Raw genomic sequence first — 20,643 nt, 5'->3', positions numbered from 1 at the left:
GTTATCAGACTGAAGGTGCGGTGTGACACCGGGCAATAGGGGGCGGTGGCGAAAGAAACAACCTGTGGCGAGGGGATAGATCCCCTCGCCACAGGGTCACAAGCCCCTGTAACAGGGGCTTGCAAATATCAGCGCCTGCGCTTGTCGATGGAATACACGAACGGCGCAACGATTTCGATGGAGCCGTTGGTCAGCATGTCCGCCGGGGGCTTGGGCAGTGGCTGGGCGCGGCGGATCATTTCCAGGGTGGCCCGGTCCAGATCGGCGTTGCCCGACTTGCCTACCAGTTCGAAGGACAACACGTTGCCTTCGGCGTCCACCACGAACCGCAGGCGGTTCAAGCCTTCCTTGCCCCGCGCTTGTGCGCTGGCCGGGTACTTCTTGTACTTGCCCAGGTGGGCCAGCAAGGTACCTTGCCAACTGGCCTTGGCCGCCAACTGTGCGGGCGAAGGGCCAGGGGCCGGCTGCGCGGATTTTTCCGTCGGTGCCTGGGTCGGCTGGGCGTCGCTGGGCTTCTGCTCCGAGGGCTGTTCCTTCGGCGGCTCCGGCTTTTTCTCCACGGGCTTGGGCTTGGGCGGTTGAGGCTTGGGCTTGGGCTTGACCGGCTTGGGCACGGCGATTTCCGCCTTCGGCGCTTCGGCGAGTTTGGGCAACGGCAGCTCTTCGACCGGCTCCGGCGGTTTCGGCGGCGTGACGACTTTAGGCGGCGCCGGCGGTGGCGGGGCGGGAACCGGTGCCAGCTCCACCATCATCGCCTGGGGCGGCAGTTCGATGGGGGGCCGTGTCGTCCAGTTCAGCGCCAGCGCGATGGCGAGCGCATGCACGCCCAGCACCACGGCCAGGCTACCGCTGTAACGCGTCAGCTTTTGGCGCGTCGTGATCATTTCTTGGGCGCCGTCTCTAAGCCGACCAGACCGACCTTCAAGTAGCCGGCGCCGCGCAGGGCATCCATCACGCTCATCAGGTCGCCGTAGTCCACGCCTTTATCGGCCTGGAAGAAGATCGTCGTGTCCTTCTTGCCCTGGGTCTTGGCATCGAGGGCCGCGCCGAGGTTCTCGGCCTTGACCTCCTCTTCGCCCAGGAACAGGCGCTGGTCGGCCTTGACGCTCAGGAACATCGGTTTCTCAGGCCGGGGCGAGGGCTTGGCCGTCGACGCCGGAAGGTCGACCTTGATGTCCACGGTGGCCAGCGGGGCCGCCACCATGAAGATGATCAACAGCACCAGCATCACATCGATGAATGGGGTGACGTTGATTTCGTGGTTCTCGGCCAGATCGTCGTCTGCGCCTTCTTTCAAATGCAGGCCCATGGCCGATTACCCCACTTTCACCATGTGCGGTTGCGAGCTGCGCTCAGGCGGCAGGTGGTCGAGGTCGCGGCTGACCAGCAGCAGCACCTCGGCCGACGCGTCGGACACCTGGGCCTTGTAGCCGGCAATGGAGCGGGCGAAAACGTTATAGATGACCACGGCGGGGATCGCCGCCACCAGGCCCAGCGCAGTCGCCAGCAAGGCTTCGGCGATGCCGGGCGCCACGACGGCGAGGTTGGTGGTCTGGGTCTTGGCGATGCCGATGAAGCTGTTCATGATGCCCCACACGGTACCGAACAGGCCCACGAACGGCGCGGTGGAACCGATGGTGGCGAGTACGCCGGTGCCGCTGCTCATGTTGCGACCGCAGGCGGCCACCAGGCGCTCGAGGCGGAAGCTCACGCGTTCCTTGATGCCTTCCTTCTCGCGGCTGTTGGCCGACAGGCGCATCTCTTCGAGCGCATCGTGCACCAGCAGGTTGGCGAGGGTGCCTTCCTTCGCCGCAGTGGCGCTGGCTTCCTTGAGGGTGGTGGCTTTTTTCAGGGCGGCGATCTCACCGCGCAGGCGACGCTTGGCTCCCAGCAGCTCGAAGCCCTTGGCGATCCAGATGGTCCAGGTGATGATCGAGGCGATGGCCAGGCCGATCATCACGGCCTTCACGATGACGTCGGCGTTCTGGTACATGCCCCATGGGGACAGGTCATGGGCCATGCCCAGGGTGTTGTCGGCTTCAAGCACTTCAGGCGCGTCGGTCGGTGTGGCTTCGGTGGCCTGGGCCGGCTCGGTGGCCACCGGCGTTGCAGCCGGAGCGGCCGCATCGGCAGGTGCCTGGGTGGCAGGCGCGGTGGCTGGGGCAGTCGTCGCGGGCGTCTGCGCATCGGCGAACGCGGCGGCCGGCGCCAGCAGCAGGCTGAACAACAGCGCAGCCACGGCGCTCCAGGCGCGAGGTCGTTGGGTTGGCGAAGCGAAGGATAGAGAGTGTTTCATGCTGGCCGGACCTGAGAGATAAGAAGGTTGATGTTCTTCCAGGCCTCGTGGGGCCGAGAACAAAAGTGGCGAGCATTATTGCAAGTAATTCTTGTTAGCAGAAGTAATAGAGTATCTTTTTTTCCGACATCGCTAGCCGCTCGTCCCTTTCGAGGGCTAGTCTGCGGCTTTAAACGAGGAGTTTCTGATGTCCGCGCCTTCTGTTCTGATCGCCGGTTGCGGTGATATCGGCGGCCGTCTGGCCAGCCAGCTACAGGCCCGACACTGGCAGGTGTATGGCTTGCGCCGTACGGTTTCCAACCTCCCGGCGGGTGTGCTCGGGGTGGCGGGAGACCTGTTCAGCCAGCAATGCCCCGCCGATTGGCCTACCGCTCCGCTGGACTACCTGGTGTATAGCGCCGCAGCCACCGAACATGACGAAGCGGGCTATCGCGCCGCCTATGTCGAAGGGTTGAAGCATGTGCTGGGCTGGTTGAGGCAGCACGGGCAGCAACCGAAACGGCTGCTGTTTGTCTCCAGCAGCAGCGTGTACGGGCAACAGGCGGGGGAGTGGGTCGATGAAACCTCGCCCACCGTGGCCGGCGGCTACTCCGGCCGGCTGATGCTCGAGGCTGAGCAAGTGGCGCTCGAAAGCGGCATCCCTGCCAGCCGTGTCCGCCTGACCGGCATCTACGGCCCGGGCCGCGAATGGCTGCTGACCCAGGTGCGCCAGGGCTACAGTGTGGTGGAAGACCCACCCCTGTACGCCAACCGCATCCACGCTGATGACGCCGCAGGCCTGCTGGCCTTCCTGCTGGAAGCCGATCGCCAGGGCAAGACCCTGGACGACTGCTACATCGGCGTCGACGATGCTCCCGCCGCCCTGGCCGACGTGGTGGGCTGGCTGCGGGACTACCTGGGTGTCACCCAATGGGCCGAAAACGCCAGCGTCCGTCGCGCCGGCAGCAAGCGTTGCAGCAACGCCCGGGCCAAGGCCCTGGGCTGGTCGCCGCGTTATCCGAGCTTTCGCGAGGGGTATGCGGCGATTCTCGAAGGGCGTTGCTGATCCGTCAGCCTGCGGTGGATGCGGCTGTGCTCAGGGCACCTGCGGGTGCACCGGGCTTGCAGTCGCCTCAGGGCGGCAGGCTTGCAAAACAACCCGGTCGCGCCCCGTCTCCTTGGCGTGGTAAAGCGCCTTGTCCGCCATCCCGACCAGCTCCGCCGCATCGAAATGACCGATGCCCGTCGAGGCCACGCCAAACGAGGCCGTGACCGAGATGGCCTTGCCGGCCTCGGTGATGATCAACGCACGCACCGAATCGCACAGCTGTTGTGCCTTCTGCACGGCGTGCTCGCTGGTGCAGTTGGGAAGGATGAGCATGAGCTCCTCGCCGCCATACCGACAGGCCACGTCCGAAGTCCGTAGCGACTGTTTCAGCAGATTCGCCACCGAACGCAGCACGGCATCGCCGACAGCGTGGCCATGCATGTCGTTGATCTGCTTGAAGTGATCGAGGTCCAGCATGACCACACTCAACGGCGACTCCATGCGTTGTGCCCGGGCCATCTCCCGGTTGAGGGTTTCCTCCATATAACGGCGGTTGAACAGCCCGGTCAGTGGGTCGCGGATCGACTTGTCATGCAGCGCATTGCGCAGCTTGACGTTGGACAGGGCCAGCGCGACCTGCTCGGAAATCGACTTGGCGATCTCCATTTGCGTCTCGCTGAAAGCTTCCTGGCTACCGGCCTCGGCAAGCTTGCGAATGTAGAACATCCCCATCACTTCGCCGTAGGCGATGAGCGGAAGGCAAAGGTTGGACTGGTTGCGCTCGGAGGCTGGGTCCAGCGGCGAGTAATGCTCGCAGCAAATCAGTGGCTGGCCGAGCACACCATGGTGGGCATTGCCACGCCGCAGGCCCCAGCATTCGTGGGGGATGATGGTCGGGGAGGCGGGTTGTCCATCCCCCCATTCACCGGCCAGCTCGAACAGATCGGCTGCCTGGCTGTACAGATAAACGGAACCTGCGGTTCCCGCCAGCAGATGATTGCAATATTCCGCAGTGACTTTCAGGCCTTCGGCCAGGGTCATTTCGGTCTGCAGCAGTTGGGACATTTCTCCGAGTAGCGAGATTTCCCTGTTGCGTTTTCGCAGCAACACCATGCCCGCCTCGACACGACTCGACTCCTGGGACGCCTCCAAAGCCGAGTTTTCGGTCTGGCGTATGGCTTCACGCATCCTCAGGAAAAGCCAGGTCAGCAGCACCAGCGTGAGCAAAGTGCCCGACAGGGAAAAGGCAACGGCCAACAGGGCTTTTTGCACCAGTTGCTGATCGAGCTGCACGACTTCATCCATTTCGCCTTTGACCTGGGTGGCGATGCTTTCCCTGATGCGGTCCGTCAGCCCCTTGCCGACGCCCTGCATCACCACTTGCATGGCCGCGTCGTAGCCTTTGTCACGGCGCAGCTTGATGGTCTCGGCCAGGTTCGCCATCTTCTCGTCCACCAGGGCCCGTATGCCCTGGACGGCCTGTTGTTCTTGCTCCGGATCGGTGGCGTACAGCGCTTCGAGCGTGCGCAGTCCTTCGGGCAGATTGGTCATGGTGGCGTAGTAGGGCTGCAGAAAACGGTCATCGCCGGTGATGATGTAGCCGCGCTGCCCGGTTTCAGCATCCACCACCAGCTCGAGCAAGCCACGAAGGGAGGTCAGTTGGTCCTCGACCAACTGACGGTCACGTTGGGTCTGCCCCACCCAGGACAGGCACAGCGGCGCAACGGCGGCATTGAAGCTCATGATGATCACCGCCGCGGCGGCTGCGATTTTCAAGCTGGGTTTACGGTATCCCATCAAGGCCCCTGCACATGGAGGTAAACGACCTGCGCTTTGAAGATACGGAACAGGAGGTTTCGTTGGAGTTCATCCCAAGCCTAGTCCGTGTGGGCCAAAGCCCGGGGTGGAAATGCGCTCCACTGCAAGCGTCATCCCCAGAAAGAGCGACCTTGACGCCAGCCTGGGGTTGATGCAACGGGCAGAGGCCTGGCTTTCTAACTCATCGCTCTGCGACGCCATGTGCGTTGGGCATCCAACGCTAGGTGTGTTGCTGGTGAATCAAGCGTGGCAAAAGATTCAAATGTCTTGTAGAACGGCCGACACCTAGCATCGCCGTTTTGCTGGCGAGGTTGGTCGTGGCGTTACCGGATGTGAACATTGCATGTCGGTAACGCAAGACTTGCGGTAATGGATTGGCTCAACGGTAACCTGCGATTGGGCATTGAGCCAGGCTTCGAGGCGTTGCCACTCGACATCATTCCGGTCGGCAACCCGTTCCCCGCGTCGGCCAGCCGTCATGCGCAGCCCAAAGTCCTGCGGCAGAGGTGGACCGAAGGCGCCGAAGCGCCAGGCCTGTTCGAACACAAGGACGTTCCGGCCGCCAGTGTCGTGCTGCAGCGCCTCAGCACCGTGAACACAATTACGCTGCCAGATGAAACCACCGCCATCGGTAGGTTTATAGAAGTTGTCCGGTACCTCGGTGCGGTTAGGCTTCTTTGAGGCAAAGCGCGCGTCGTTCCAGTACTCGGCGATGGTCAGGACTTCGGAGACGACGCCTGCCCAGACGACGCTGTGGCGTGAGGAGGGATTCATTGCCGAACCGGCAAATGCGAGCACGACATCGCCCACTTTCGCCTTCTTGCGGATGCGTGGTTTACAAACCGCCAGCGTTACGGCCGGCGGGTCGTAGTTCGGGGCGGACCCCGCGTCCGTAACGATTACATACGTGTGGACTCGCAAATCCGCGCCTCCTTCATAAAGATTCGAACGAGGAGTTTTACCGAGGATACCGTGCTGCCAGTTCCGTCCTCGGTTCGCTTTCCCGCGAAAGTTACATCTCCCCCCGGCGCAGGTCCTCAATTGCCTTTTGCAAGCCTTTGGGGTCGACCGCCAACTCCTTCCCGAGGGGTTTACCAAGTTCGAGTTTTTTCATTACAGCCATACTGTGATCATCGTATAGGAACAGTTGTGCGCCCGACGGCAAAGTTACAGTACGGGCAACTCGGGAGTTCATTCCGAGCGTAGGCGGAGGCGTATCGACGCGCCCTCCCTCACCGGGTCGAGCTAGTTGGCCTGATTGTTGAGATTGTTGTCCTAAGCTTTTCACGCTATCGCCCAGGTCTCTTGCGAAAACAGCCGAGCACCTGTCTTTCAGTACGGTCGGGACCTTGTCCTCGCCAATACTTTCGTACAGGTCAAGGCACAGATAGAACTGATCATCAACACCGATCACCGAGCCAGCTATCTTCTCCACACTGGCCGCAACCACTTGCATGACGTCCTTACTGATTTCGCTTGTGCTGGCCAATGTGGAGGCGCTTGATCCAGACGCCGTAACCAGCGACTTTCTCGCCTCCTTGAGCGCAGCCTCAATGGAGTCAATCGACGCTTTCAACTGCTTGGCTCCATCAGTCGTCGGATCCATGCCCTTGTACTTTGCATTTGCTGCGTTCAATTGGGTGGTCAGTTCAAGCACGGTACCCGCTCTGTCTGCTGTCGCCGAGCCGCTCAGCGTTACACTTGGACTACGAACCACCCCCGTGAGCTGTTCTATCGCCATTAAAGCGACAGTGTTGCGCTGGTTTCTGGTGAGCATCATCCTGTACGCGCTCGGTGTAATGCCAGAGTTACCGTAGGCTTGGCAAATACTGTAGAGCTGATCCCTCAGCAGCTGAATAGAATGGGTTCGCAGACCAATACTTGCCCCCGATTCCTGAAAGGCTGCCGCCAGCGCAGCCACATCTTCTTTTTCCAAGGATAACGAGCCAGCCAACGTCTTGAGGGCATCCGGGCTGGGCTCGGGACACAGCACCTCGGTGTTCTTGCCACTCCTATCCGTGCGAGTGGAGTAGGTCAGTAACCGTTCGTCAGCCTCAAGAACTCGAGACTTCTGATAAGGCGCACATCCCGCGAATAGACAGACACACACAATCAAAACGGATGACCAAGTCACGTCCTTCATGATTTCTTTCCTAAGAATGCGAAGGGGAGGAGGCGGTCCGGCATGCCCAGTCGGAGCGTAGATGGCAAATTGCCGTCTCGCCAATCCCTCGTCATGCATTCTCAGAAAGGCGACGGCGGCAAGAACCGTCCCCACGCTGAAATACGTTCGGCGGTCACGGCGCCCATCATGATCAAGGTGAGAAATCCCAGGCAGAGCACCACGAGGGGAAGTTTGGTAAAGGCGAACCGGATGCCGCCCAAGGGGCCTGGGTATTGCTTGAGGTAGGCCTTGGCGACCCGCCGGTAACTGTCGCCCGACAGATAGCCCCAAAGAAAAAACAGCGCAGTGACGATCATCGCGAAGGGGCGGGGATCGGGGAATTGCAGGCAGGTGAAGCCAGCGCTAATGCCAAACAGGGCGCCAATGTCCTGGGAGGAGCGGAAGTAGCGCTCGGCGATCAGCTCGTCATCGGTTTTGAACAGCATGGTTTCTCTTCCAAGCGAAGTGGTGGATTGCGCCGCTGCCGTGTGGCAGAGCGATTCGACACCATAGATCAAAGCCTGGCGGCCAGGGCAATGAAAGGCTCCCGCCGCGTGCTTCATCTCCTGACTGCCAGGCTTCCACCAGGCCACGCCGCTTTGCGCCTCTGCCTACGACTACGCCAGAATCCGCCGGCTTGTGCGGATGCCATGGTCAGCGACTTGGCTTTCGAACTGGATGGCTCCCGCCGCCATGTTGCCCATGGAATTCAGCAATTGATCGAGCTGGGTACGTTGCTGGCGAATCGGGCGTTGGATAACGTCGAGCCGCGATAACGGCAAGTGGGACCGATGAAAAAATCGATGCGTTGTATCGGGTTTTTCAGGGGGGCGCCATCTAGAGCAGCTTTTCGCAAGGCTGCCTTTACGGAACATCAGCCGGATCGAACCGGTAATCGTGGATGCGATTCACATCTTCCTGATCTGGCGAGGCGAGAGCCGTGAAGATAATGTCGCGGATTCTGGAGCGTAATGGATACCGGTTGATCAGAAGCACCTGCCTCGCTCTTCGGGCAGATGCTTCGTTCGCAGCCGGTCCATGGGTGCGTAGCCCAGCATCATCACGCGTTGTAAGTCATTCGATATGTCGCTGCGTCTAGCGCAGTGTGTAGCCGCCGTCCACCACGATGTCCTGTCCATAGATACCGCGTGAGCGGTTGGACAGCAGCAACAGGATCACATCGGCCACTGCCTCAGGCTGGAGAAACTCGCCTTCGATCAAGCGTTCATTAACCGCTTCCGCTACCGCCGACAATTGAGCATTGTCCAGCCCTAATGTCTTCCAGATCGGCGTCGCGGTTGGCCCCGGCGATACAACGTTGACCCGGATGCCCGCACTGGCCAGTTCCACCGCCAGCGTGCGTGCATGAGCGGTCAATGCCGCTTTTGAAGCGATGTAGCCGGCAAGGCCTGGAAATGCCAGCGCGCTGAGAAAGGTTCCGATGAATACCACCGAAGCGGACGTTGCCAATTGCGAACGTAATGCCGATAAGGTGTTTAGTGCTCCTGCTCCGTTCACCTCCCAGTTGCGGGCAAAGCCAGTGCTGTCCAGGCTGTTTTCCAAGATTGCCACTCCTGCATTGGGCACCAGGAAATCCACCGGGCCGAGCTCGCTGCTGTAGCGCGCCAGCCCTTCCAGGTCAGCCATCGAGGTGACATCGCCCTTGAACAGATGCAGGCGATCTCCATGGATATCCTTGAGTTCGGTAAGTCCGCCTCGCCCTCGCGCCATTGCCACCACCGACGCGCCCTGAGTCAGCAGCTGCTGCACCACGGCCAGGCCGATGCCTGAACTGGCCCCCGTTACCACTGCAATGCGATTGTCGTACTCACTGTCCATTACGCTGCTCCGCGATCATTTGAAATAACCGCATTGCTTTTACATTTTCTGTGCCAGCAGCATGATGCTAATAAAATCAGCAGGTTGAGAGCATTAGGTGTCTTTATGACAACTTACTAGAGTTGTCGTAAAGACTAGGGAGGAGGTCTTAATGACCCCATCTCGCCCTCTGCTGCCTATATACATCACACGCGTCGACCGCCTGAATTGGGCACTACTGAAGTGAAAAACCTTGGATCCTAGAAAATCTGGGCTGGGTGCGGGTCGCCTTCCGGCGTATTCAGGGGAGGGGCGCCGCTGGGGGGGTTATCGGCGAGAGAATGTGCGATAGAGATTCATTGGGTGGGTAACTGGTCTACTGAGTTCGCTAGCGGCAGTCGCACCGGCATCGATCAGTCAACCTTGCTCGAGATGGCTGCGGCTCTTCACCGCGCTATCGCGAGCAGAGGATTGGAAAGGTTCAGGTCCAGCTTATTGCTGTTCCAATACCCACTGCCGGTTGCCCGGCGAGAACGACGGCATTTCATCCGCCAGTGCCGCGTTCACGGTCTGGAAGATTTCCAGCGTCTTGCCATTGCGGGCGAAGATCCAGGTGTTGCCCTGGCCATTCTGTTGCAGCCAGATGTTGTCGTTGCCGCCGCTCATGGAGGCGCAGTCGCCTGCCAGGCACAGGGCATAGCGGTCGGCGCCCGGTAGGCCGCTGACCTGGCCGTCGGGCTGGAATTGCACGGTGGCGCCCTGGCCGGGGCCGCTTTGGATGTGCCAGGTGCCGCCCAGGTAGGCGGCGTACAGGGTGCGTTCGAAGCTGGCACCCAGGGGAGCGCCTGCCGGGACCTGAACCTGGGCACGGTCGAAGACTTGTTCGGGTTCGTTCTCGGTGGCGGCCTGGTTCAGCTGATCGCCGTCGCGCTTGAGTTCGCTGGCGGAGCTGCCATAGAAATCGACTTTCCACGCGCCGTCTTCTTCGCCCAGCAGCTTGCCTTCGACGTTTTCAAAACCATTGGTGTAGCGCGCCTGGCCGGCCCGGGTGTTGACGTCCCATTCCAGGTTCGGGCCATAGGCCTGCAGCGCTTCGCGCAGTGGACCGCCCTTGGCGGCAGCGTCGATGGCCGCCTGGTTGATCCAGGTGCCGCTGATATCACGGTCGGCGGGGTCGCTGGCGCAGGCGGCCAGGAGAAGGGCGAGCAGCGGGAGAGCAAGCGCTTTGCGCATGGTGAAATCCTTTCAAAACGAAAACGGCGCAGCGGGGGACGCTGCGCCGGCCTTGTTACTCGATGACCAGGATGGCATCCATCTCGACCTGCGCGCCCTTGGGTAGGGCGGCTACGCCGATGGCGGCGCGGGCAGGGTAGGGCTGTTCGAAGTACTTGCCCATGATCTCGTTGACCTTGGCGAAGTGGCTCAGGTCGGTGAGGAAGATGTTGAGCTTGACGATGTCCTTGAACGAACCGCCGGCCGCTTCGGCCACGGCTTTCAGGTTTTCGAATACCTGCACGGTCTGGGCTTCGAAGCCTTCCACCAGCTCCATGGTTTTCGGGTCCAGTGGGATCTGGCCCGACATGTACACGGTGTTGCCTGCCTTGATCGCCTGGGAATAGGTGCCGATGGCGGCCGGGGCCTTGTCGCTGGTGATAACGGTCTTGGTCATGAGGACTCCTTGTTATGGGTGGGCTACGCGCGCATGCGGGTGATGCGGATGACCCCGGCCAGGGCGCGCAGTTTCTTGATCACGCGGGCCAGGTGCACGCGGTCGTGCACGCTGACCACCAGTTGGACGACGCTGATGCGGCCATCGCGTTCGTCCATGCTGATTTTCTCGATATTGCCGTCGGCGGCGTTGACACTGCTGGCCAGCAGGGCGATCAGGCCGCGCTGGTGTTCAAGCTCGACTCGCAGCTCGACGTTGAATTCGCCAGTGACATCCTTGGCCCAGGAGAGCTGGATGCATTTTTCCGGGTTGTGGCGGATTTCGCTGATGTTGCGGCAGTTGTCCAAGTGCACCACCATGCCCTTGCCGGCGGACAGGTGTCCGACGATAGGGTCGCCCGGGATCGGCGTGCAGCACTTGGCGTAGCTGAGTACCAGGCCTTCGGTGCCGCGAATCGCTAGCGGGCCTTCGGGGCTTGGCAACTGTTCGCCCTCACCGAGCAAGCGGCGGGCGACCACATAGGCCATGCGGTTGCCCAGGCCGATGTCTTCGAGCAGGTCTTCGATGAGTTCGAGGCGGTACTCGTTGAGCATCACCTGCACGCGCTCGGCCGGGATCTTGTCCAGGGAGCTGTCAAAGCCGTTCAGCACTTTGTTCAGCAGGCGTTCGCCCAGACTGATGGATTCGGAGCGGCGCTGCAGTTTCAGGGCGTGACGGATGTGGGTGCGGGCCTTGCCGGTGACCACGAAGTTGAGCCACGCCGGGTTCGGCCGCGCGCCGGGGGCGCTGACGATTTCCACGGTGGAGCCGCTTTGCAGCGGCTCGGACAGCGGCGCCAGGCGACGGTTGATCCGGCAGGCGATGCAGCTGTTGCCGACGTCGGTATGCACCGCATAGGCGAAGTCCACCGCCGTGGAGCCCTTGGGCAGCTCCATGATCCGGCCCTTGGGCGTGAACACGTAGACCTCGTCCGGGAACAGGTCGATCTTCACGCTCTCGATGAATTCAAGGGAGTTGCCGGCCCGCTGCTGCATTTCGAGCACGCCCTTGACCCACTGTCGGGCCCGGGCATGGGTGCTCTTGGGCTGTTCGTCGCCGCTGGACTTGTAGAGCCAATGGGCGGCGATGCCGTTGTTGGCCATTTCTTCCATTTCACGGGTACGGATCTGGATCTCGATCGGTACGCCGTGCATGCCGAACAACGTGGTGTGCAGCGACTGGTAGCCGTTGGCCTTGGGGATCGCGATGTAGTCCTTGAAGCGCCCCGGCAACGGTTTGTACAAATTATGCACAGCACCCAGTACGCGGTAGCAGGTGTCGACCTTGTCGACGATGATCCGGAACGCGTACACGTCCATGATCTCGTTGAAGGCCCGGCGCTTGCCGCGCATTTTCTTGTAGATGCCGTAGAGGTGTTTCTGTCGGCCGCTGACTTCGCCTTCGATGCCGTCGATGGCCAGGCAGTGGCTCAACGACTCCTCGATCTTGTTGACGATTTCCTTGCGGTTGCCCCGGGCGCGCTTGACGGCCTGGTTGATCCGCGCCGAACGCATCGGGTGCATGGCCTTGAAGCCGAGGTCTTCGAATTCGATGCGGATCGCATGCATGCCCAGGCGGTTGGCGATGGGTGCGTAGATTTCCAGGGTTTCCTTGGCGATGCGCCGGCGTTTTTCACCGGACAGCACTTCCAGGGTGCGCATGTTGTGCAGGCGGTCGGCGAGCTTGACCAGGATCACGCGGATGTCGCGGGCCATGGCCATGGCCATTTTCTGGAAGTTCTCGGCCTGGGCCTCGGCCTTGGTCTCGAAGTTCATCTGGGTCAGCTTGCTGACTCCGTCGACCAGTTCGGCCACGGTTTCGCCGAACTGCGCTTGCAGTGCTTCCTTGGCGATGCCGGTGTCTTCGATCACGTCATGGAGCATGGCCGCCATCAGGCTCTGATGGTCCATGTGCATGTCGGCAAGAATGTTCGCCACGGCAAGGGGATGCGTGACGTACGCCTCGCCGCTGCGGCGGCGTTGGCCGTCGTGGGCTTGTTCGGCGTAGAAATAGGCTCGGCGGACCAGGTTGACCTGGTCCTTGCCGAGGTAGGCCGATAAGCGATCGGCGAGGGCGTCTATGCTCGGCATGATGACTCCTGCCGTTTGCTGTGACCCCGCGCCGTGCTACGTCGACCAGGCATAGGCTTAGACCGCCTCGTTGGACTCGTCCTCGAACGCTGCGAACAGCGGCTCGTCTTCAACGATTTCGGCATTGGCGATGAACTCGTAGCTCATCAGGCCTTCGGCGATTTCACGCAGCGCTACCACGGTAGGCTTGTCGTTTTCCCACTGGACCAACGGCTCTTTGCCACCGGTGGCCAGCTGACGGGCCCGCTTGGTAGAGAGCATGACCAGCTCAAAGCGGTTTTCCACGTGTTCTAGGCAGTCTTCAACGGTTACGCGGGCCATGGTATTCCTCGGAGCGAATGCAATATGCGCGCTGCCCGGTTGGGCGAGCGGACTCGACAGTTTAAAAAAACACCAGCGTTTAGGGAAGCGCTGATTTTTTAACCAAACCCCTCGGCGCGCTGCGAGTACCAATGTAAGGCCGTCGCAACGGTTTTGGGAAGGGCTGTTCAGCCCAATAATTCAGCCAGCAATTTGCCGAAACGTTGTTGCTGGCGTTTCTGTTGCAGCTGGCTGGCGCGGAAAATCGCCTTGAGGTCGTCCAGTGCGTGGGCAAAATCGTCGTTGATGATCAGGTAATCGTAGTCCACGTAGTGGCTCATTTCGCTGACCGCTTCGCGCATCCGGCCTTCGATGATGTCGTCGCTGTCCTGGCCGCGATTGGTCAAGCGCTGGCGCAACGCTTCCTGGCTCGGTGGCAGGATGAAGATCGAACGGGCCTGGGGCATCAGCTTGCGCACCTGTTCGGCACCTTGCCAGTCGATTTCCAGGATCAGGTCGTGGCCTTCGTCCAGGGTCTGCTGCAAGAAGCTCTGCGAGGTGCCGTAGAGGTTGCCGAAGACTTCGGCACGCTCCAGGAAGTCGCCGTGCTCGGCCATCCTCACGAACTCTTCGCGGTCGACGAAGTGATAGTTCACGCCGTTCACTTCGCCCGGGCGCATGGCGCGGGTGGTGTGGGAGACGGAGACGCGGATCTGCGGCTCGGCGTCGATCAGTGCCTTGACCAGGCTGGTCTTGCCGGCGCCCGAGGGCGCGGAGATGATGTAGAGAGTGCCGGTGCTGTGGGTCATGTCGGGTTAGCCTTACTCAATGTTCTGCACTTGTTCGCGCATCTGCTCGATCAACACCTTGAGGTTGACCGCAGCCTGGGTACTGCGCGGGTCGAAGGCCTTGGAGCCCAGTGTGTTGGCTTCGCGGTTGAGCTCCTGCATCAGGAAGTCGAGGCGGCGGCCGGCCGCGCCGCCGGACTTGAGCACCCGGCGCACTTCGATGATGTGGGTGCTCAGGCGATCCAGTTCTTCGGCCACGTCGCTCTTCTGTGCGAGCATGACCATTTCCTGTTCCAGGCGCTGGGGGTCCAGCTCGGCCTTCATGTCGGTGAAACGGTCGAGCACTTTCTGACGCTGGGTGGCCAGCATCTGCGGGACCAGTTCGCGCAGGGTCGCCACGTCTTCCTCGATGGCGGTCAAGCGTTCGTTGATCAGCCGGGCCAGTTCCGCACCTTCGCGCTCGCGCCCGGCCTTGAGCTCCTGCAATCCCTGGTTGAACAAAGCCAGTGCCTCGGCGTTGAGAGCCTGGGGATCGCTGGCGTCACCCACCAGCACGCCGGGCCAGGCCAGCACTTCCAGAGGGTTGAGGGCGGCGGGGTTCTTGATCAGGCTGGCGACGGTTTCGGCGGCGGCCACCAGTTGCGCGGCGCGCTCGCGATCTACCTGCAGGGTCTTGCCGGTGTTTTCCTCGGTGAAGCGCAGGGTGCATTCAAGCTTGCCCCGGGACAGGCCCTGGCGCAGCGCTTCGCGTACGCCGCCTTCGAGGTCGCGGAAGGATTCAGGCAGGCGCAGGTGGGGCTCCAGGTAACGGCTGTTGACCGAGCGCAGCTCCCAGCTCAGCGTGCCTTGTGCGCCGGCTTTTTCGACGCGGGCGAAGGCGGTCATGCTGTGCACCATGGGGGTTCCTCGCAATGCAGGCTGGGCACGACGGTGGTCGTGAGGCCTGGAATCTGTGAATTAAAGCCGAAGGGCCGCAAAGGCGCAGGATTGTAGCGCAGTGGGGCGCATGCCCCAAACCGAGCATGTGACAAAGCGCTGCAGCCCGTCGGCCGGGCCCGGGAGAGGCTTCGCTCGTCGCACCGGTTTTTTAGAACTGCCCTCCGCAGGCTCACGGCTCTATAATGCCGGCAGTTTTCCGTCCTCTGTACAGGTGTCCCCTATGAAACGTCCAAGTGGTCGCGCTGCCGATCAGCTTCGCTCGATCCGCATTACCCGCAACTACACCAAACACGCCGAGGGATCTGTACTGGTCGAATTCGGTGATACCAAAGTCATCTGCACGGTGAGCGTCGAAAACGGCGTGCCACGGTTTCTCAAGGGCCAGGGTCAAGGCTGGCTGACCGCCGAATACGGCATGCTGCCGCGTGCCACCGGCGAGCGGAACCAGCGCGAAGCCAGCCGTGGCAAGCAGGGTGGCCGGACCTTGGAAATCCAGCGCCTGATCGGCCGTTCGCTGCGCGCCGCCCTGGACATGTCCAAGCTGGGCGATGTGACGCTGTATGTCGATTGCGATGTGATCCAGGCCGACGGCGGGACCCGCACCGCGTCCATCACCGGTGCCATGGTCGCGCTGGTCGATGCCTTGAAAGTCATCAAGAAGCGTGGCGGTCTCAAGGGCGGCGATCCTCTCAAGCAGATGATCGGCGCGGTGTCCGTGGGCATGTACCAGGGTGAGCCGGTGCTGGACCTGGACTACCTGGAAGACTCCGCCGCCGAGACCGACCTGAACGTGGTCATGACCAGCACCGGTGGCTTCATCGAGGTGCAGGGCACCGCCGAAGGCGCGCCGTTCCAGCCTGAAGAATTGAACGCTATGCTGGAGCTGGCGAAGAAAGGCATGAACGAGATCTTCGAACTGCAAAAGGCCGCACTGGCCGACTGATCGTGACACGCTTCAGACAAGGAGAGCGACATGAGTGATGAGCAAGTCCTGCTGCCTAAGCCAAGCCAGGAGGCACGTCAGTGGGCAATGTTTTGCCACCTTTCCGCCCTACTGGGCATCGTGATTCCGTTCGGTACGCTGATCGGGCCCCTGGTGCTCTGGCAGGTCAAGCGCGAGTCTGACCCGTTCATCGATGCCCAGGGCAAGGAAGCACTGAACTTCCAGATCACCGTGGCGATCGCTTCGATGATCAGTTTCCTGCTGATGCTCGTGGTGATCGGTTTCTTCCTGTTCGGACTGATCGCCATTGGTGCGCTGGTGTTGACCATCATTGCCGGGGTCAAGGCCAACGAGGGGCAGCCGTATCGGTATCCGTTCACTTGGCGGCTGATCAAATAATGATCAGCTAGTCATTGATAGGGGAGGCGAGCAGGTTCGCTTCCCTTATCGAAAAAATGGTCGCTCACAAAAAAACCGACAGTTCTGTCGGTTTTTTGTGGCGGCCGGACGACACTCAGATCGTCAGCGTCCAGTCATAGTCCACGATCAACGGTGCGTGCTGCGAGAACCGTGGCTGGCGGGGCAGGCGTGCGCTGCGTACGAAACGGCGCAAGCCTGGCGTCAGCAGCTGATAGTCGAAACGCCAGCCGAGGTTGAGCATCTCGGCCTGTTCGTTGTCTGGCCACCAGCTGTACAGGTCGCCTTCGCGGCTGACTTCACGCAGGGCATCGACATAACCCATGTTGCCGATGATCTCGTCCATCCAGGCCCGTTCCGGCGCCAGGAAGCCAGGCGATTGCTGGCTGTCGCGCCAGTTCTTGATATCCAGCTTCTGTTGCGCCACGTACAGCGAGCCACAATAGATGTACTCGCGACGTTTGCGCCGCTGTTTATCCAGGTAACGGGCGAAGTCGTCCATCAACTTGAATTTCTGATTCAAATCTTCATCGCCGTTCTGCCCCGACGGGAGCAGTAAGGTCGCGATGCTGACCTTGTCGAAATCGGCTTGCAGGTAGCGCCCGTAGCGGTCCGCCGTCTCGAAACCGAGACCGTTGATGACAGCCTTCGGTTGCAGCCGCGAGTACAAGGCCACGCCACCCTGGGCGGGGACTTCGGCATCGCAGGCATAAAGGAAGTAACCATCCAGTTGGAAGGCTGCATCGTCCAGTTCAAAGGCGGAGGCGCGGGTGTCCTGCAGGCAGATGACGTCGGCATTCTGTGCTTGCAGCCAACTGAGCAAACCTCGCTCCACTGCAGCCTGAATACCATTGACGTTCACACTGATGATCCGCATAAATGGCCCCAAAAATCACGTGCGTGTATGATACACGCCGTCTACCTATTTAGCTAAATCCGCGGTATCTGAGGCTTTTTTTCATGCAGGCGTATCAACGCGATTTCATTCGTTTTGCCATCGATCGCGGCGTTCTGCGCTTCGGTGAGTTCACCCTCAAGTCCGGGCGTACGAGCCCGTATTTCTTCAATGCCGGCCTGTTCAACAGCGGTTCGGCCCTGGCGCAGCTGGGGCGTTTCTACGCGGCGGCCATTGTCGAGAGTGGTATTTCGTTCGACGTCCTGTTCGGCCCCGCCTATAAAGGTATCCCGCTGGCCGCCAGCACCGCCGTCGCCCTGGCCGAACACCACGGCCGCGACCTGCCCTGGTGCTTCAACCGCAAGGAAGCCAAGGCCCATGGCGAAGGGGGCAGCCTGGTGGGCGCGCCGCTGACCGGTGACGTACTGATCATCGACGACGTGATCACCGCCGGCACCGCCATCCGCGAGGTGATGCAGATCATCGCTTCACAGGAAGGCGCCAAGGCCGCCGGTGTGCTGATCGCCCTGAACCGCCAGGAGCGCGGTAACGGCGAACTGTCGGCGATCCAGGAAGTGGAGCGTGATTTCGGCATCCCAGTGATCAGCATCGTGTCGCTGAATCAGGTCCTGGAGTTCCTGGCCGACGATCCGCAGCTCAAGCAGCATCTGCCGGCGGTGGAGGCCTACCGGGCGCAGTTCGGTGTTTAAAAGGCCTGTGCCAAGCCTTGTGGGAGCGTGCTTGCTCGCCATAGCGGCTTATCATTCAGCATTGATATTGACTGACCCACTGCTATCGCGAGCAAGCTCGCTCCCGCAATAGTCAAAAAAAGACCCCGCTCAACCCGTTGAGCGGGGTATTTTTTTACCGATATCGCTTAAGGACGCTTGCGATTGCTGATCAACGTACCCACGCCGGTATCGGTGAAGATTTCCAGCAGGATGGCGTTCGGTACCCGGCCGTCGATGATCAACGAGCTGCCCACGCCGCCTTGTACCGCTTCCAGCGCGCAGCGGATCTTCGGCAGCATGCCGCCGTAGATAGTGCCGTCGGCGATCAGGTCGTCGACCTGTTGGGTCGACAGCCCGGTCAGGACCTTGCCCGACTTATCCATCAAACCGGCGATGTTGGTCAGCAACATCAGTTTTTCGGCCTTCAGGGCTTCGGCGACCTTGCCGGCCACCAGGTCGGCGTTGATGTTGTACGACTCTCCATTGGCGCCCACGCCGATCGGCGCGATCACCGGGATGAAGTCGCCCTTGACCAGCAGGTTCAGCAGGTCGGTGTTGATGCCGACCACTTCGCCCACGTGACCGATGTCGATGATTTCCGGCTGGGTCATTTCCGGTGTCTGGCGGGTAACGGTGAGTTTCTTCGCCCGGATCAGCTCGGCGTCCTTGCCGGTCAGGCCGATGGCGCTGCCGCCATGGCGGTTGATCAGGTTGACGATGTCCTTGTTGACCTGGCCGCCGAGGACCATTTCCACCACATCCATGGTCTGCGCGTCGGTGACGCGCATGCCATCGATGAAGTGGCTTTCGATCGACAGGCGCTTGAGCAGGTCACCGATCTGCGGGCCACCACCATGTACTACCACCGGGTTGATGCCCACGGCCTTCATCAGCACGATGTCGCGGGCGAAGCCGGTCTTCAGCTCCTCGCTCTCCATCGCGTTGCCGCCATATTTGATCACCAGGGTCTTGCCGACGTAGCGTCGGATATACGGCAACGCTTCGGACAGAACCTTGGCGGTATTGGTGGCGGCTTCGCGTTCGAGGGTCATTCAGGGCTCCGGAGCTTCAAAAAGTCAGAACGGTAGTTTGAGATCGGGTGCAACACGTTTGAGTTGGGTGTGGAACACATCCTTGATGCGCTGCAGTTCGGCTTCGTTATCGGCCTCGAAACGCAATACCAGCACCGGTGTGGTGTTGGATGCGCGAACCAGGCCCCAGCCATGGGGATAGTCGACCCGTACACCGTCGATGGTGGTCAGCTCGGCCCCTTCGCCCCATTTAGCGTCGTGCAGTGCATCAATGATGCTGAATTTGCTCTCTTCGGTCACATGGATATTGATTTCCGGCGTAGAAATATCGTTCGGGAAGGTCGCGAACAGCTCTTCGGCGCTCGCAGGCTCCTTGCTGAGGATCTCCAGCAGGCGCGCGGCACTGTAGATACCGTCGTCAAAACCGAACCAGCGCTCCTTGAAGAAGATGTGGCCGCTCATTTCGCCAGCCAGCAGGGCGCCGCTCTGCTTCATTTTCTTCTTGATCAACGAATGACCGGTCTTCCACATCAGGGGGCGACCACCATATTCCTTGATCAGCGGCACCAGGCGACGGGTGCATTTGACGTCGAAGATGATTTCCGCGTCGGGGTTGCGAGCCACCACATCCTTGGCGAACAGCATCAACAGACGGTCGGGGAACACCACGCTGCCGGTATTGGTCACTACGCCTACGCGGTCGCCGTCACCGTCGAAGGCCAGGCCCAGGTCGGCATTGGTTTCCTTGACCTTGGCGATCAGGTCTTCGAGGTTTTCCAGCTTGCCCGGGTCCGGATGGTGGTTGGGGAAGTTGCCATCCACGTCGCAGAACAGCGGGATGACCTCGCAGTTCAGGGCTTCGATCAGTTGCGGGGCGATCACGCCGGCCGCGCCGTTGCCGCAATCGACCACCACTTTCAGGCGACGGGCGAGTTTCACGTCCTTGACGATTTCGTCGTTGTAGCGCTCGAGGATATCGACCTTGGTCACGCTGCCCTTGCCGCTGCTCAGGTCGTTGGTCTTGAGGCGGGTATGCAGGGCCTGGATCTGCTCGTTGGCAAGGGTGTCGCCAGCGATCACGATCTTGAAGCCGTTGTAGTTGGACGGGTTGTGGCTGCCGGTGAGCATCACGCCCGATTTACCTGCCAGCACATTGGCGGCGTAGTACAGCGCAGGGGTCGGGACCAGGCCCACGTCGCTGACGTGGCAGCCGCTGTCGGCAATGCCCTTGATCAGTTGTTCGACCAGTTCGGGGCCGGACAGGCGGCCATCGCGACCGACGCATACGTTGGGTTCGCCTTGGGCCAGGCTCTGGGAACCGATGGCACGACCGATCCAGTAGGCGGTTTCGGCGGTCAGCGTCTCCGGCACCACGCCACGGATGTCGTAGGCGCGGAAGATGCTGTCAGGGAAGATCGGGGCGATTGCGGCTGGGGTGTTCATGGACGGGGCGCTCTATCAGAAGGTGACTGGACAGGCCGACGGACAGCGTCGGCAGGCTCAAGCTGAAGGGTATGACGGCGTTTTTGACAGAGAGTTCGTGGTGGGAAAGTGCCATGAGACAGCGTTACCCCGGCCTCGCACGCCTAATACATTGATTCCGGATGGGAAACCTAGCAGAAAGCCATTGCGCATTTTTTGCCCTGAAACAGAAGCTTAATAAACCGGCCGGGCAGGA

The 20,643-nt window shown here is 61.0% G+C and carries 20 protein-coding genes and 2 pseudogenes; 5 read left to right on the top strand and 17 right to left on the bottom strand.

Annotated features, from left to right (window positions below):
• Window positions 1-128: 128 nt before the first annotated feature.
• From BLP99_RS05970 to exbB, 3 genes are read right to left on the bottom strand one after another with little or no spacing between them, the layout of a single operon-like run.
• A complete protein-coding gene (locus tag BLP99_RS05970; RefSeq protein WP_072390761.1) occupies window positions 129-884 on the bottom strand; it encodes an energy transducer TonB family protein in 756 nt (251 codons plus the stop codon).
• Entirely contained in the window at window positions 881-1,309 is a 429-nt protein-coding gene (exbD, locus tag BLP99_RS05965; RefSeq protein ID WP_072390758.1) for a TonB system transport protein ExbD, read from the bottom strand. The genes BLP99_RS05970 and exbD overlap by 4 nt, the downstream gene beginning before the upstream one ends.
• Window positions 1,310-1,315: 6 nt before the next feature.
• Window positions 1,316-2,296: a tonB-system energizer ExbB gene (gene exbB / locus BLP99_RS05960; RefSeq protein WP_072458521.1), complete on the bottom strand. Its 981-nt coding sequence runs from the start codon at window positions 2,294-2,296 to the stop codon at window positions 1,316-1,318.
• Between the two features lie 187 nt (window positions 2,297-2,483).
• Between exbB and BLP99_RS05955 the strand changes: the two genes are divergently transcribed.
• Complete coding sequence (locus BLP99_RS05955; RefSeq protein WP_072390752.1) at window positions 2,484-3,341, top strand: SDR family oxidoreductase; 858 nt, start codon at window positions 2,484-2,486, stop codon at window positions 3,339-3,341.
• A gap of 30 nt (window positions 3,342-3,371) precedes the next feature.
• Here BLP99_RS05955 and BLP99_RS05950 read toward each other — a convergent pair whose 3' ends face one another.
• The 4 genes from BLP99_RS05950 to BLP99_RS05935 form a co-directional block, all read right to left on the bottom strand.
• A complete protein-coding gene (locus BLP99_RS05950) occupies window positions 3,372-5,120 on the bottom strand; it encodes a diguanylate cyclase (RefSeq protein WP_092179921.1) in 1,749 nt (582 codons plus the stop codon).
• Window positions 5,121-5,426: 306 nt separating this feature from the next.
• Complete coding sequence (locus BLP99_RS26130) at window positions 5,427-6,062, bottom strand: Nmad2 family putative nucleotide modification protein (RefSeq protein ID WP_168199068.1); 636 nt, start codon at window positions 6,060-6,062, stop codon at window positions 5,427-5,429.
• A 91-nt stretch (window positions 6,063-6,153) separates the two neighbouring features.
• A complete protein-coding gene (locus BLP99_RS05940) occupies window positions 6,154-7,284 on the bottom strand; it encodes a hypothetical protein (RefSeq protein ID WP_092179919.1) in 1,131 nt (376 codons plus the stop codon).
• A 101-nt stretch (window positions 7,285-7,385) separates the two neighbouring features.
• Window positions 7,386-7,751: a hypothetical protein gene (locus BLP99_RS05935; RefSeq protein WP_092179917.1), complete on the bottom strand. Its 366-nt coding sequence runs from the start codon at window positions 7,749-7,751 to the stop codon at window positions 7,386-7,388.
• Between the two features lie 189 nt (window positions 7,752-7,940).
• Between BLP99_RS05935 and BLP99_RS26605 the strand changes: the two are divergent.
• Window positions 7,941-8,081, top strand: a pseudogene (locus BLP99_RS26605) (DUF6124 family protein); the annotation flags it as partial.
• A gap of 319 nt (window positions 8,082-8,400) precedes the next feature.
• On the opposite strand, the gene BLP99_RS05925 reads toward BLP99_RS26605, so the two are convergent.
• From BLP99_RS05925 to BLP99_RS05895, 7 genes are all read right to left on the bottom strand, one after another.
• Window positions 8,401-9,144 (bottom strand): SDR family NAD(P)-dependent oxidoreductase, encoded by a 744-nt coding sequence (locus BLP99_RS05925; RefSeq protein WP_072390739.1) that lies wholly within the window; start codon window positions 9,142-9,144, stop codon window positions 8,401-8,403.
• 471 nt (window positions 9,145-9,615) lie between these two features.
• Entirely contained in the window at window positions 9,616-10,356 is a 741-nt protein-coding gene (locus BLP99_RS05920) for a hypothetical protein (protein ID WP_072458526.1), read from the bottom strand.
• Between the two features lie 55 nt (window positions 10,357-10,411).
• Window positions 10,412-10,792, bottom strand: coding sequence for a RidA family protein (locus BLP99_RS05915; protein WP_024780260.1), 381 nt, complete (start codon window positions 10,790-10,792; stop codon window positions 10,412-10,414).
• Between the two features lie 23 nt (window positions 10,793-10,815).
• A complete protein-coding gene (gene spoT, locus BLP99_RS05910; RefSeq protein WP_072390731.1) occupies window positions 10,816-12,921 on the bottom strand; it encodes a bifunctional GTP diphosphokinase/guanosine-3',5'-bis pyrophosphate 3'-pyrophosphohydrolase in 2,106 nt (701 codons plus the stop codon).
• Window positions 12,922-12,978: 57 nt separating this feature from the next.
• Entirely contained in the window at window positions 12,979-13,242 is a 264-nt protein-coding gene (gene rpoZ / locus BLP99_RS05905; RefSeq protein ID WP_003177259.1) for a DNA-directed RNA polymerase subunit omega, read from the bottom strand.
• Window positions 13,243-13,409: 167 nt separating this feature from the next.
• Window positions 13,410-14,030: a guanylate kinase gene (gmk, locus tag BLP99_RS05900; protein ID WP_072390727.1), complete on the bottom strand. Its 621-nt coding sequence runs from the start codon at window positions 14,028-14,030 to the stop codon at window positions 13,410-13,412.
• 12 nt (window positions 14,031-14,042) lie between these two features.
• Window positions 14,043-14,906 (bottom strand): YicC/YloC family endoribonuclease, encoded by an 864-nt coding sequence (locus tag BLP99_RS05895; protein WP_072430961.1) that lies wholly within the window; start codon window positions 14,904-14,906, stop codon window positions 14,043-14,045.
• A gap of 262 nt (window positions 14,907-15,168) precedes the next feature.
• Here BLP99_RS05895 and rph point away from each other — a divergent pair, with 262 nt between their 5' ends.
• Both rph and BLP99_RS05885 read left to right on the top strand, forming a co-directional pair.
• Window positions 15,169-15,891: a ribonuclease PH gene (rph, locus tag BLP99_RS05890; protein WP_003229494.1), complete on the top strand. Its 723-nt coding sequence runs from the start codon at window positions 15,169-15,171 to the stop codon at window positions 15,889-15,891.
• 30 nt (window positions 15,892-15,921) lie between these two features.
• Window positions 15,922-16,290, top strand: coding sequence for a DUF4870 domain-containing protein (locus BLP99_RS05885; RefSeq protein ID WP_072390721.1), 369 nt, complete (start codon window positions 15,922-15,924; stop codon window positions 16,288-16,290).
• A 115-nt stretch (window positions 16,291-16,405) separates the two neighbouring features.
• On the opposite strand, the gene BLP99_RS05880 is transcribed toward BLP99_RS05885, so the two are convergent.
• Complete coding sequence (locus tag BLP99_RS05880; protein WP_072390719.1) at window positions 16,406-17,185, bottom strand: exodeoxyribonuclease III; 780 nt, start codon at window positions 17,183-17,185, stop codon at window positions 16,406-16,408.
• Window positions 17,186-17,268: 83 nt separating this feature from the next.
• Between BLP99_RS05880 and pyrE the strand changes: the two genes are divergently transcribed.
• Window positions 17,269-17,913, top strand: coding sequence for an orotate phosphoribosyltransferase (pyrE, locus tag BLP99_RS05875; protein WP_072390716.1), 645 nt, complete (start codon window positions 17,269-17,271; stop codon window positions 17,911-17,913).
• Window positions 17,914-18,080: 167 nt separating this feature from the next.
• Here the strand turns inward: pyrE and argB are convergent, their stop codons facing one another.
• Entirely contained in the window at window positions 18,081-18,986 is a 906-nt protein-coding gene (gene argB, locus BLP99_RS05870) for an acetylglutamate kinase (protein ID WP_053192101.1), read from the bottom strand.
• Between the two features lie 24 nt (window positions 18,987-19,010).
• A pseudogene (locus BLP99_RS05865) lies at window positions 19,011-20,414 on the bottom strand (phosphomannomutase/phosphoglucomutase); the annotation flags it as partial.
• Between the last annotated feature and the right edge of the window lie 229 nt (window positions 20,415-20,643).

It is taken from the genome of Pseudomonas sp. NFACC32-1, assembly GCF_900101215.1.
Classification (GTDB): Bacteria; Pseudomonadota; Gammaproteobacteria; order Pseudomonadales; family Pseudomonadaceae; genus Aquipseudomonas.
The sequence above is the reverse complement of the archived record's forward strand: the minus strand, read 5'-3'. Positions and strand labels throughout refer to the sequence as shown.

Coding starts and splice junctions, on each gene's coding strand:
- BLP99_RS05970 (WP_072390761.1), bottom strand. CDS start 884: ATGATCACGACGCGCCAAAAGCTGACGCGTTACAGCGGTAGCCTGGCC.
- exbD (WP_072390758.1), bottom strand. CDS start 1,309: ATGGGCCTGCATTTGAAAGAAGGCGCAGACGACGATCTGGCCGAGAAC.
- exbB (WP_072458521.1), bottom strand. CDS start 2,296: ATGAAACACTCTCTATCCTTCGCTTCGCCAACCCAACGACCTCGCGCC.
- BLP99_RS05955 (WP_072390752.1), top strand. CDS start 2,484: ATGTCCGCGCCTTCTGTTCTGATCGCCGGTTGCGGTGATATCGGCGGC.
- BLP99_RS05950 (WP_092179921.1), bottom strand. CDS start 5,120: ATGGGATACCGTAAACCCAGCTTGAAAATCGCAGCCGCCGCGGCGGTG.
- BLP99_RS05940 (WP_092179919.1), bottom strand. CDS start 7,284: ATGAAGGACGTGACTTGGTCATCCGTTTTGATTGTGTGTGTCTGTCTA.
- BLP99_RS05935 (WP_092179917.1), bottom strand. CDS start 7,751: ATGCTGTTCAAAACCGATGACGAGCTGATCGCCGAGCGCTACTTCCGC.
- BLP99_RS05925 (WP_072390739.1), bottom strand. CDS start 9,144: ATGGACAGTGAGTACGACAATCGCATTGCAGTGGTAACGGGGGCCAGT.
- BLP99_RS05920 (WP_072458526.1), bottom strand. CDS start 10,356: ATGCGCAAAGCGCTTGCTCTCCCGCTGCTCGCCCTTCTCCTGGCCGCC.
- BLP99_RS05915 (WP_024780260.1), bottom strand. CDS start 10,792: ATGACCAAGACCGTTATCACCAGCGACAAGGCCCCGGCCGCCATCGGC.
- spoT (WP_072390731.1), bottom strand. CDS start 12,921: ATGCCGAGCATAGACGCCCTCGCCGATCGCTTATCGGCCTACCTCGGC.
- rpoZ (WP_003177259.1), bottom strand. CDS start 13,242: ATGGCCCGCGTAACCGTTGAAGACTGCCTAGAACACGTGGAAAACCGC.
- gmk (WP_072390727.1), bottom strand. CDS start 14,030: ATGACCCACAGCACCGGCACTCTCTACATCATCTCCGCGCCCTCGGGC.
- BLP99_RS05895 (WP_072430961.1), bottom strand. CDS start 14,906: ATGGTGCACAGCATGACCGCCTTCGCCCGCGTCGAAAAAGCCGGCGCA.
- rph (WP_003229494.1), top strand. CDS start 15,169: ATGAAACGTCCAAGTGGTCGCGCTGCCGATCAGCTTCGCTCGATCCGC.
- BLP99_RS05885 (WP_072390721.1), top strand. CDS start 15,922: ATGAGTGATGAGCAAGTCCTGCTGCCTAAGCCAAGCCAGGAGGCACGT.
- BLP99_RS05880 (WP_072390719.1), bottom strand. CDS start 17,185: ATGCGGATCATCAGTGTGAACGTCAATGGTATTCAGGCTGCAGTGGAG.
- pyrE (WP_072390716.1), top strand. CDS start 17,269: ATGCAGGCGTATCAACGCGATTTCATTCGTTTTGCCATCGATCGCGGC.
- argB (WP_053192101.1), bottom strand. CDS start 18,986: ATGACCCTCGAACGCGAAGCCGCCACCAATACCGCCAAGGTTCTGTCC.